This is a genomic window from Photorhabdus stackebrandtii, from assembly GCF_011189495.1.
GTDB lineage: Bacteria > Pseudomonadota > Gammaproteobacteria > Enterobacterales > Enterobacteriaceae > Photorhabdus > Photorhabdus khanii.
Map to the genome: position 1 here is coordinate 20700 of NZ_PUJV01000008.1, position 12210 is coordinate 32909.

At 44.1% G+C, this 12210-nt stretch carries 8 protein-coding genes and 1 pseudogene; 4 read left to right on the top strand and 5 right to left on the bottom strand.

Annotation, left to right across the window (positions count from 1 at the left end):
- Positions 1–85: 85 nt before the first annotated feature.
- The 4 genes and pseudogenes from C5470_RS08795 to fliD all read right to left on the bottom strand — a co-directional run bounded on the left by C5470_RS08795 (position 86) and on the right by fliD (position 3270).
- Positions 86–347 (bottom strand): annotated as a pseudogene (locus C5470_RS08795) (HigA family addiction module antitoxin).
- 690 nt (positions 348–1037) lie between these two features.
- On the bottom strand, positions 1038–1412 hold the full coding sequence (gene fliT / locus C5470_RS08805) for a flagella biosynthesis regulatory protein FliT (RefSeq protein ID WP_132355550.1): 375 nt from the start codon (positions 1410–1412) through the stop codon (positions 1038–1040).
- The gene (gene fliS, locus C5470_RS08810; RefSeq protein ID WP_021324066.1) at positions 1412–1822 is read right to left on the bottom strand and encodes a flagellar export chaperone FliS; all 411 of its coding nucleotides are present in this window, start codon (positions 1820–1822) and stop codon (positions 1412–1414) included. Before fliS ends, fliT begins: the two co-directional genes overlap by 1 nt.
- An 8-nt stretch (positions 1823–1830) precedes the next feature.
- Complete coding sequence (fliD, locus tag C5470_RS08815; protein WP_166287879.1) at positions 1831–3270, bottom strand: flagellar filament capping protein FliD; 1440 nt, start codon at positions 3268–3270, stop codon at positions 1831–1833.
- Between the two features lie 273 nt (positions 3271–3543).
- Here fliD and C5470_RS08820 point away from each other — a divergent pair, with 273 nt between their 5' ends.
- The 3 genes from C5470_RS08820 to fliZ all read left to right on the top strand — a co-directional run bounded on the left by C5470_RS08820 (position 3544) and on the right by fliZ (position 6151).
- Positions 3544–4617: a FliC/FljB family flagellin gene (locus C5470_RS08820; protein ID WP_166287882.1), complete on the top strand. Its 1074-nt coding sequence runs from the start codon at positions 3544–3546 to the stop codon at positions 4615–4617.
- Positions 4618–4863: 246 nt separating this feature from the next.
- A complete protein-coding gene (locus C5470_RS08825) occupies positions 4864–5586 on the top strand; it encodes an RNA polymerase sigma factor FliA (protein WP_036849082.1) in 723 nt (240 codons plus the stop codon).
- 52 nt (positions 5587–5638) lie between these two features.
- Positions 5639–6151 (top strand): flagella biosynthesis regulatory protein FliZ, encoded by a 513-nt coding sequence (fliZ, locus tag C5470_RS08830; protein WP_036849087.1) that lies wholly within the window; start codon positions 5639–5641, stop codon positions 6149–6151.
- 80 nt (positions 6152–6231) lie between these two features.
- Here fliZ and putA read toward each other — a convergent pair whose 3' ends face one another.
- Positions 6232–10212: a trifunctional transcriptional regulator/proline dehydrogenase/L-glutamate gamma-semialdehyde dehydrogenase gene (gene putA / locus C5470_RS08835; protein ID WP_166287885.1), complete on the bottom strand. Its 3981-nt coding sequence runs from the start codon at positions 10210–10212 to the stop codon at positions 6232–6234.
- Between the two features lie 486 nt (positions 10213–10698).
- Here putA and putP point away from each other — a divergent pair, with 486 nt between their 5' ends.
- The gene (gene putP, locus C5470_RS08840) at positions 10699–12183 is read left to right on the top strand and encodes a sodium/proline symporter PutP (protein ID WP_166287888.1); all 1485 of its coding nucleotides are present in this window, start codon (positions 10699–10701) and stop codon (positions 12181–12183) included.
- Positions 12184–12210: the final 27 nt, after the last annotated feature.

Below are 12210 nucleotides of genomic sequence, written 5' to 3' on the forward strand. Positions count from 1 at the left end.
TTATTGATAGATATTGTGATAAACCTTTTGTATTTCCTGTTTTGGGATAGCCACTTGGATTTGCAGGTGGCTTTTAATTTTATGGCTATGCAACTATCGGTTTTATTTCTGGTCTTTTGTGCTGAGAGGCAACCCACAGCTCATATTGGGACTGCATTCCGGTCCACATTTCAGCGCTGGTTCCCAATGCTGCCTCCAGACGTAATGCCATATCGGCGGATATACCGGCATTGCCGTTTAATATGCGGGATAATGCTTAATGATTTTGCCGCGTTGGTTACAGATATATCTCCGAGATATTCGTGTAAAACAAATCCGGGATGTGTCGGGTTATACATTCTGCTCATTTTGTTATTTCTCAGTGATAATCTTGATAGTTGACGAGAATGGCATCTTTATTTTCAAATTTAAATGTTAATTGTCAATTGCTATTGACCGATGCCCAGTGACCTTTTAAATCAGCTCTTTTTAGACAAAGAATACAGCATACCCAATGCTAACTTAGGTCTCCAAAATACTCTGTCCTATATGGTAGGAAACAATTACGACCTCTCTAACCTTGCAGATCTATTTAAGGAACATGTTGGTGAAACGTTAGAAATTGAATTTATTTTCGAGTATAAAGACCCTCATGGAATCTATTCTTAATAGTTAGCTGATAATTCAAGGCTACGCTCTGGTGTGGCCTTTCTTATTATCTGCTACGCAATCACCCGCATACCTGCATTGCGGTCGGCGTCCTATTAACGACAACTCACAGGGGCGACCATAGCTCATCCCACGGACGGCCATTGTTCTAATGGGGAATATGAAGAACAATCCTGATTTGTAGACCAGGATACTACATATTTTCGTCAGAGATGTAAAATACCTTTCATTGATGTATAAAATATTGAGAATGAACAGCAGAACACTATTTAATTACCAAGATTTTATTATCTATTTTCTCTAATTTGAATTGAGATCAATGCGTGCTGAACCAAACTCACAAGATGAGTAAATAATGGTGATGAAGATACATCACCTTTATTTCTCAATTACTTCTGTTCCGTAGAGCTCATAAGGGTATGATAGGGTTCAACAGGAAATTGGCCGTAGCTATCATTTAATAATTGCTGTCGGCCTGCTTGTTTGATGAGTTTGCTGAGTTCATCAAGTCTTCTCTGTAGCAGTTCTTTTATCTCATTTTCATTATCTAAAATTGTCTGCAAAATGTGGGTCATTTTCTGCTGTAACGAAAGAGAGGTGGCAGATGATATTGAAGACTGGCTGATCACTTCTACTGCTTTCAGGTAGGTGATTTCCATATCAACAAGCTCATCCCATTTTTCGTTTTTAGCTAAATTAAGCATCTGCTCACTTAAACTTAGGATCCGTTGGTAAGCTGACAAAAGATCCATTTCATTATCCATTAAACAATATCCTGACTGGCGTTGTAATGAGGGCCAATTTGCCGCCAAGCTTCTGAAATCTCGGTGAGTAACTTTATAACTTCGGTAATGGCTGGCTCATCATTGCGTAAATTAGCGTGGAGTAAACGTTGGGTCATATAGTCGTAAAGGGAGGCGAGATTGTGTGCCAGCTCTCCGCCTTTCTCGTTATCTAACCCCTGTTTGAGGCCATTATCAATGATATTGATCGCTTTGGAAATAGCTGCGCCTTTTTCCGCGATATTACCTTGCTCCATCAGAATAATTGCCCGACGCAGGGCGCTTAGCGCCCCGTTGAACAAAATCTGAATCAACTGATAGGGGGAAGCATTCATAATTTCGCTCTCCACATCTATCTGGGCATATAATTGACTTGCCGAACGTTGATACATAATTTCCTTTAATTATTTTTCATCTGTTGTAATAGGAAGTTGCCGGTCTGTTTCAAGGAAGTGACAATCTTATCCAGTTGTGAAAATTGGCGTTTATAACGTTCAATCGTTTCGTTAATGTTGATTTGTGTTCTGTCTACTTGCTTCTCAAGTGTTTTCAGACGCTTATTAATGCCGTTAGTCGCGGTGACTAATGTACCTTCGTGGCTATCCAGGGCGTTTTTTAAGAGTTTATGTGTCTGGGTGGCAAAACCTGTTTCTTTACCATCACCCATAAAGAACGCTTTCACATTAGCCGGTTTTTCTTTTAGATTTTTTTCCAGTTTTTCTTTGTCAATTTCCAGTTTGCCATCAATTTTTTGTTTAATGCCCAGTTTATTCAGGGTTTGAATATCATTAACGGCCTGAAAGCTGAAAACCTGGCTTCTCAGTTGGTTTTGTATTCCACGTAGGGTGCTATCACCTAATAAAGCGCCATTATCTTTCGATGGTTCTTCACCCTGTTTTACCGGTTTAAATTTGGTCAGAGAATCAAACGTCGTTTGCAGCTCATTATAAGCATCAACCCAGTTTTTAATCGCCTCTTTCGTCGGCTCAATATCACGGGATACCACCAGCAGTTCAGGCTTATGTTCCCCCGGTTTATCTTTATCGTGAGTCGTTTTTTTCAGATCCAGCTTAACGCCTTCTGGTGCGTCAGTAATATGGTTTGTTTGACGCTCAATTTCGATTTTGTTGATGGTTAAAAGTGCATTTTTAGCGTCAACTGTTTGAGTTAACCCACCTGTGCCTTTAGCGCCATCTGTGCCCGGAGTGTAGTTCAGAAACTGACCCAGTTTGTCGTCACCTTCAACCTTGATTGTCATGATTGATTCAGTGCCGGCTTTTTTAGCCGTCAGAATTAAATAGTTTTCGCCATCTTTTGCCTTAAAAAGACTGGCGTTGACATTACCTTCCTGTTTATTAATTGCGTCACGTAGTTCAATAATGGACGTTTGTTCGTCTGTCAGCTCGATTTTCATCGGCTTTTTTTCGCCAGGCTGGGTGATGGTGATTGTCCGGGTTTTACCTTTGCCCAGAGATTCACCCATTTGTGTTTTTAGGTCATCGACTTTTTTTGTCTGTAATGACTGCGCCTGTGCCAATTGTTTAACTTCAATACTGTAGTTACCTGGGCTGGCTTTAGAGTCAGTACTGGCCGTGAATGCCTCATGTTTTTCACTGGCGGTGGTTGTATTGAGTTTATCGAATTTTTTCAGTGACTCAGACGCCGTTTCCAGCTTTTCCAGGCTGCTTTTTAACGTACCAAAAGCTGTTAGCTTACCTTTATAACTGGTTTGTTGTTGTGTCAGTGGTTCTAAACGTTTTTGTTCTGCTGCCTGAAGTTTATCTATTATAGAGCCCAAATCCATCCCCGATCCGGCTCCTAATGAAGAAATGCTAGCCATTATTGACTCCTTTATTAGTAAAGCTTTGTTGAATCGGTTATCGGTAAGTTTCGAAAAAAGTTTACTAATAAAAATAATTTTTTGATGGTAGGAATAATCGCCAAGAACGGGCGCTGTTTGGCTTATAAGGGAAGTGTGATAAAAAAGAAAAAGTTTTTTCAAGAAAAATTAAAGGTTCTTTGAGGAACGCCGATAAAACTGTTGGCGGTGATGAACACCGTGGGCAAAGGCCCAAACTTATTTATCGACTTGATTTTAAAAGGAACTCTAACTATGGCACAAGTCATCAACACCAACAGCTTGTCCTTGCTGACTCAGAATAACCTGAATAAATCCCAGAGTGCTTTGGGTAACGCTATCGAGCGTTTGTCTTCTGGTCTGCGTATCAACAGCGCGAAGGATGACGCTGCTGGTCAAGCGATCGCTAACCGTTTCACTGCAAACGTTAAAGGTTTGTCTCAGGCAGCACGTAACGCTAACGACGGTATCTCTATCGCACAGACTACCGAAGGTGCTCTGAACGAAATCAATACCAACTTACAGCGTATTCGTGAACTGACCGTTCAGGCACAAAATGGTAGCAACTCTGAAAGCGATATTAACTCTATTAAGGAAGAAGTGAATGAGCGTTTAGACGAGATTAATCGTATCTCTGAACAAACTCAATTTAATGGCGTTAATGTCCTAAGTAAAGATAGTGAATTGACCATCCAGGTTGGTGCTAACGATAAGGAAACTATCACCATCAATCTGAAACAAATCGACAAAGAAACACTGGGGCTGGGCAAATTTAATGTTAACTCATTAGTTGGAGTGCGTGTAGGCGATCCAGCTAATGAGATTGACGTTCCGGGTAAAACCGAAAAGGTTAAAGTAAAACCAGTAACTGATCTTGATGATGTTAATGATCCCAAAGTCGTTAAATCCGTCGATAAAGATGGTAAGGAAATTGAGGGCGAATACGTTATAACCGGTAAAGATAAAGAAACCGATGAAGACGTATATTATAAAGCCACTATTGACAATGAGGGTAACGTTAAGGTAGGCGTTAAAACAAACCTGATTGACAAGAATGCTAAGCCGTTAGGCGATTTAGACAATGCTCTGTCACAAGTTGACAAACTGCGCAGCTCTCTGGGTGCTATCCAAAACCGTTTTGAATCTACCGTTAACAACCTGAACAACACCGTTAACAACCTGAGCGCTGCTCGTAGCCGTATCCAAGATGCTGATTACGCGACCGAAGTGTCTAACATGAGCCGTGGTCAAATCCTGCAACAGGCGGGTACTGCGGTTCTGGCTCAGGCTAACCAGGTTCCTCAAACTGTCCTGTCTCTGCTGCGTTAATTTTTCAGCTAAGACAATATGTGAACCTGATTCACATAAAAATTCAAATAAATCAAGGATCGGCTCGCCGGTCCTTCTTTTTTAGTCGTTTATCGTGAACAGCCTAAAATTTGTGTTACTATTAGGCGGGCAATAAATTTCGCATAGGTGAAAAAGAAGTGCTTTTACTACATTGTTCAAACGATTGCCCTTGTTAGGGGATTGGATAATGGTAGTTAGTCTCTTATTCCAAAGGTGTCTGTTGTTGTGAGCGATTTGTATACCGCCGAAGGCGTGATGGACAAAAACAGCCTCTGGAAGCGCTATGTACCATTAGTTCGCCATGAAGCGTTAAGGCTACAAGTTAGGTTACCCGCGTGTGTGGAGCTGGATGATCTGCTTCAGGCCGGGGGAATCGGCTTACTAAATGCGGTGGAACGTTTTGATTCCTTACAGGGAACCGCGTTTACCACTTATGCGGTACAGCGCATCAGAGGTGCAATGTTGGATGAGTTAAGGAGCCGCGATTGGGCTCCGCGTAGCGTGCGACGTAATGCGCGCGAAGTGACGCAAACCATCCGTAAACTTGAGCAAGACTTAGGCCGTCCAGCCAGTGAGCAGGAAGTTGCTAAAGAATTAAAGATTGATCTGGTAGAATATCGGCAGATACTGTTAGATACGAATAACAGTCAATTGTTTTCGTATGATGAATGGCATGAAATGCATGGTGAAAGCTGTGAGCCTGCTATTGAAGAAGGGCATGAAACCAATCCCTTACAACAATTGCTGGAAAGTGACGTTCGTCAGCGGGTAATTGATGCTATTGATTCGTTACCTGAGCGAGAAAAAATGGTTCTGACGCTGTATTATCAGGAAGAACTTAATCTGAAAGAGATTGGCGCAGTACTTGAAGTCGGGGAGTCCCGTATAAGTCAGTTACACAGCCAGGCGATTAAACGCTTGCGGGCACGCTTAAATCCGGAAAAGTAACTTTTTGCTTATTTGTTTTTTGTTTAAGACTACACACAGGGCTTTATCTCTTATGTCTGTTACAACACAAAAGAAACGGCCGCTCAGCCGTTACATTAAAGACTACAAACATAGTCAAACTCATTGCTTGCATTGTCACAAAGCTCTTGACCGCATCTCTTTGGTTTTTAATGGCCAGGTGATCAACAAAGAGTCTATCTCCGAAATGACGGAGTTGATTGATGACAAGACCTGGGATGAACTGCAAGATAAATTTGTCGCGTTATGCCGTTTTTGCAGTGAGATTTACTGCAATAGCGAGACAGATTATTTTGACATCATGTCTTTCAAACAGTACCTGTTTGAACAAACTGAAATGAGTCATAGTACTATTCGTGAGTATGTGGTTCGTTTAAGACGTTTGGATGAATTGCTCACTTCAAGCAATTACCCTGTAAAAGAGTTCACAACAGAGAAAATTCAGGAACAACTGAGTGATAAACTGTCACAGTCAGCATTCAGTAACTACAACATTGCTTTGCGGAAGTATGAGCAGTATTTGAGCTGGCAACAGGGCGGCCACTAAGCTGGAAATATAATATAGCAAAGAGATGTTCAATTTCAGGGGAACACATTTTCAGTGTGTTCCCCTTCGCTTTTCTGGAATTAACCGATAGTCATCAGACTGGCATTGCCCCCTGCCGCGGCAGTGTTAATGCTCAGTGAACGTTCATGCAGCAGACGTTCTAACAGCAGGTTAGTTTCTCCACGGGCAAAACCTTGTACGGAGATGATGGCGCCTTTACGTTGGGCGATGTGTTCACAAACCTGACGGAGTTGATCAGAATCGCCGTGGTAAATAACAGCTTCAAATTCCGTATTTTCACTCTGCCAGTCCCGCACCAGAGTGATTGTTTTACGGACACTATCCGGCAATTGGCGGAACAGTTGTTGATGTATTTCATCATCTTGCCACAGTAACTGACAGCCAACAGATAATGTCGCTACCAGTTGGATCCATGTATCCTGTTGATTATCCGCCAAACACAGTACCTGACCACGAGGTAACAGGGTATAGGTATTGCGTTCACCTGTCGGCCCAGGCAACAGGCGGGTTGTTCCCCCTTGTGCCAGCAATTTGTACTGTTGAACTAACTGATTTAGTTCTTCATTGTGCTGAGTGGTAATCCATTCTGCCAGTGCATCAAATGGTGCCATCAGCACTGAACGAGCATTGGCATCCAGCGGATACTCAACATCCTGACGTTCCAGCGTCTGATTAATGGCATTCTGAGGGCGGCAAGAGAGCAGGCGATACAGATAGAGCGGACCACCCGCTTTTGGACCTGTACCGGATAAGCCTTCACCACCGAACGGTTGCACACCAACAACAGCACCTACCATATTGCGGTTAACATACAGGTTACCCACTTTCGCTTTAGAGGTGACTTGTACAATAGTTTCATCAATACGGGTATGTACGCCCAGTGTCAGGCCGTAGTTGGAATTGTTTATCTGATCAAGTAACTTATCCAGCTCATTACGTTTAAAACGGACAACATGCAGAACCGGGCCGAAGATCTCTTGTTTCAATTCATCAAAACTTTCCAGTTCAATCAGTGTCGGTTTAACGAACGTACCTTGCTCCCACTCTTTACTGTCAGCCACATTGTCTTGCGCTGCTTGATAAATCACACGTCCTTTGGTGCGCATTGCCTGAATATGACGATCAATACCGGCTTTGGCTTCAGCATCAATGACCGGGCCGATATCGGTAGAAAGACGTTCAGGATTGCCCATTCGGCATTCAGACATTGCGCCTTTCAACATGGTGATGGTGCGTTCTGCCACATCATCTTGGATACAGAGGATGCGCAAGGCAGAACAGCGTTGACCTGCACTGTCAAAAGCAGAGGCGACTACATCAGTAACAACTTGTTCTGTGAGAGCGGAAGAGTCGACAATCATGGCGTTCAGGCCACCGGTTTCTGCAATGAGCGGGGTTGGGCGCCCTTGTGTGTCAAGCCGTCCGGCAATATTACGTTGTAACAGGCCAGCCACTTCAGTGGAGCCAGTAAACATCACACCACGTACTCTTTCATCACCAACCAGAAGTGAACCAATGGTTTCACCCCGGCCAGGTAATAATTGCAGTACATCATGGGGAATTCCTGCCTGATGCAATATTTTGACCGCCGTCGCGGCGATTAATGGGGTTTGCTCCGCCGGTTTTGCCAATACACTGTTACCGGCAGCCAACGCAGCCGCTATCTGTCCGGTAAAAATGGCTAATGGGAAGTTCCACGGGCTGATACACACAACCGGCCCCAATGGGCGGTGGGTGTCATTAGCGAAATCATGGCGGACCTGCCCTGCATAATAATGGAGGAAATCTACCGCTTCGCGTACCTCAGCAATCGCATTATTAAAGGTTTTGCCAGCTTCCCGGACCAGAATACCCAACAGCGGCTGCATTTGGCTTTCCATCAATTCAGCAGCGCGAACCAGAATTGCTGCGCGCTCTGATGGCGGAGTCGCAAACCAGATTGCTCCGGCTTCTGTTGCGGCATTCAGAGCATAAGCGACTTCTTGTTCAGTTGTTTCACGAACATGGCCGACGATATCCAGTGGTGCAGCAGGGTTAATGACAGGCTTGGCAGCAGGTAGTTCACCTTGATGGCAATAATTGCCACCCAATAGTGGTTCACTGTACCGTTCTTCAGTAGAAGAACTTAATAGCGCACTGGAAAGAGAAGCCAGCCGATGTTCGTTGGAAAGATCCAGACCGGCTGAGTTTGCGCGATCTTTGCCATACAGGTCATGAGGAAGCGGGATTTTCGGATGTGGAAGACCGATTTGCCCTTCGGTTTCGGCCATCTTTTGAACTTTTTTCACTGGGTCAGCAACAAGTTCATCCAGTGGCAACGTGGTATCGGCGATACGGTTGACGAAGGATGTATTAGCACCATTCTCCAGCAGACGACGGACCAGATAAGCTAATAGTGTTTCGTGAGTGCCTACCGGTGCGTAAATACGGCATGGGCGGTTTAATTTCCCATCAGCAATTTTCCCGACCACTTGTTCATACAGTGGTTCTCCCATGCCATGCAGGCATTGGAACTCATATTGACCAGGGTAGTAGTTTTGACCGGCCATATGATAAACCGCAGATAAAGTATGAGCGTTATGGGTAGCGAACTGAGGGTAGATCAGGTTTGGTACTGACAGTAGTTTGCGGGCACAAGCCAGATAGGAAACGTCGGTATAGACTTTGCGGGTGTAAACCGGATAGCCTTCCAGCCCATCTATTTGCGCACGTTTAATTTCACTATCCCAATACGCGCCTTTTACCAGTCGCACCATTAGGCGACGACGGCTGCGTTGTGCTAAATCAACTATCGTGTCGATAACAAATGGACAGCGTTTTTGATAAGCCTGAATGACGAAACCGATGCCATTCCAACCGGCCAATTGTGGTTCAAAACAGAGTTTTTCCAGCAAGTCGAGAGAGATTTCCAGACGATCGGCTTCTTCTGCATCAATATTGATGCCAATATCATATTGACGGGCTTGTAATGTCAGGGAAAGCAGGCGCGGATACAGCTCGCTTATGACTCGTTCATATTGAGCACGGCTATAACGCGGGTGCAGGGCAGAAAGCTTGATGGAAATCCCAGGTCCTTCATAAATACCGCGGCCGTTGGATGCCTTACCGATAGCATGAATCGCTTGTTGGTAGGAAACCATATAATCCTGAGCGTCTTCCTCAGTTAAAGCGGCTTCACCCAGCATGTCATAGGAGTAGCGGAAGCCTTTTTCTTCCAGTTTACGTGCGCTTGCCAATGCCTGAGCGATAGTTTCACCTGTCACAAACTGTTCACCCATCAGGCGCATCGCCATATCTACGCCTTTACGAACTAATGGTTCGCCGCTTTTACTGATAATGCGATTCAGTGAATGGGAAAGTTTGGCTTCGTTGTGGGTAGAAACCAGTTTACCGGTAAACAGCAGGCCCCATGTTGCTGCGTTGACAAACATGGATGAACTTTGGCCCAGATGGGAGTGCCAGTTGCCATTGCTGATTTTATCGCGGATCAGCGCGTCACGGGTGGCTTTATCTGGAATACGGAGCAGGGCTTCTGCGAGACACATCAGGGCAACGCCTTCCTGAGATGACAGTGAAAACTCCTGCAACAACCCTTGAACCAAGCCAGAACGTCCAACGCTGTTTTTCTGGTTACGCAATTTTTCTGCAATGCTGTAAGCCAGTTTATGCGTCGCTTGTGCCTGATCTTCTGGTAATTGCGCCTGTTGCAGCAGCATTGGCACTGCTTGTGTTTCCGGCAGGCGATAACCTGCGGTGATTGCAGAACGTTTTACTGATTGAGGCAGGATATGTTCTGCGAAGTCGAGGAAAGGTTGATGAGAAGAGTCTATGACAGTTTCTTCTGCGGTTATCTTCTCTTCTTTAAGATCCTGACTGGTAGATAGCTCAGTGATCTGCTCATCATTTTCAAGACGTTCAAGGTAATTGAAAATAGCTTGTTTAATCAGCCAATGCGGAGTGCGGTCAATCCGCAGTGCAGCGGCTTTAATGCGATCACGAGTTGCCTCATCAAGCTTCACGCCCATTGTTGTACTACCCATCCTCGCTCCTTAATAGGTAAGGTTTATCTAAGTTGCATGATAATATCTGACATGTTGCAACTTTGTGCAACCTTCTGCGTATGGATTGTTTGATTTTTGTGAAATTAATCCAGTTATTATAATTAAGAGGGGATATTTATTTTTGTGACTTTATCTAATTGATATATATTGGTTTGGCATTTTATGGCTAATGCTAGGGAGGTAACCATGAAACGGTTAAAAAGTATACCCTTTAAATCAAATAAATGTGATTCAGCAAACGTTTCTTATAAAAAATGGCGTTAATTAGTTGTTAAATTACCTGCTGCTAATCTAGGATTCATTGTGACTTGCTAATTTGTTACAAAAATAATTATTTCAATTTAAAATTATAAACCATCTTTAGGTGCAATCAGGTGCAACGTTCCTGAACCTGACAGGGAAAACTCTGTGTCCCCAGGAGAACTGCGGCTTTGCAAAACACAGATAACACTATGGAGAACCTGCATGACAGTAAATACACCAATGCTAATCACCTTTATTGTCTACATTACTGGAATGTTGTTGATAGGTTTTTTGGCTTATCGCTCAACCAAAAATTTTGATGACTATATCTTGGGAGGAAGGCGATTAGGTAGCATGGTAACGGCTTTGTCTGCCGGTGCTTCGGATATGAGCGGCTGGCTATTAATGGGTTTGCCTGGCGTAGTTTATTTCGCTGGGGTTTCAGAAAGCTGGATAGCGATTGGCCTTTCTTTAGGCGCTTACCTGAACTGGAAATTAGTTGCGGGCAGGTTAAGGATCCAGACGGAAGTCAATAATAATGCGCTGACACTACCCGATTATTTCACCAGTCGTTTTGAAGATAGCAGTAAGATCCTGCGTATTATTTCCGCACTGGTTATCCTGATCTTCTTTACTATTTATTGTGCTTCTGGCGCTGTTGCCGGAGGATTGTTATTTGAAAGCACTTTCGGTATCAGTTATCAGAAAGCCATGTGGCTTGGTGCTGCGGCAACGATTGCCTATACATTCCTCGGTGGCTTCCTGGCTGTCAGCTGGACGGATACTGTCCAGGCTTCGTTAATGATCTTCGCTCTTATCCTGACCCCGATTATCGTTATTTTCTCTATCGGCGGCATTGATACTTCTATTGCTTTGATAGCAGCGAAAAACCCCGCTTATCTGGATATGTTTAAGGGGTTGAATTTTGTCGCTATTATCTCGCTATTGGGTTGGGGATTAGGTTATTTTGGTCAGCCACATATTTTGGCGCGTTTTATGGCGGCAGATTCCCATCACACTGTTCGTAAAGCTCGTCGCATCAGTATGACCTGGATGGTGTTATGCCTGGCAGGAACGATTTCTGTCGGTTTCTTTGGTATTGCTTATTTTGAAATGCATCCTGATCTGGCTGGTCCGGTCACTGCCAATCGTGAGCGTATCTTTATGGAACTGGCAGTTGTTCTGTTTAATCCGTGGATAGCGGGCATTTTATTGTCGGCGATTCTGGCTGCGGTGATGAGTACGCTTAGCTGCCAGTTGTTAGTCTGTGCAAGTGCATTGACTGAGGATCTTTATAAGCCCTTTATTCGCAAATCTGCCAGCCAGAAAGAGCTGGTATGGGTGGGGCGTTTCATGGTGCTATTAGTGGCAGCCGTCGCTATGGTAATAGCAACTAATCCTGACAATAAAGTGCTGGCACTGGTAAGTAATGCCTGGGCCGGGTTCGGCGCGGCGTTCGGTCCGGTGGTACTGATCTCTGTTGTCTGGAAACGTATGACACGCAATGGTGCACTGGCGGGTATGTTGGTGGGTGCAATAACCGTATTAGTGTGGATGAAGTACCAGTGGTTTGCGTTGTATGAAATTATCCCTGGTTTTATCTTTGCCTCTATTGCGATAGTTGTTGTCAGCTTGTTGGGTAAAGCGCCAAGCAGAGAAGCGCAACAGCGTTTTATTGATGCTGAAGCGCAATACAACACTAAGTGATTTAAAGTAAAACCGGAAATTGTGAAG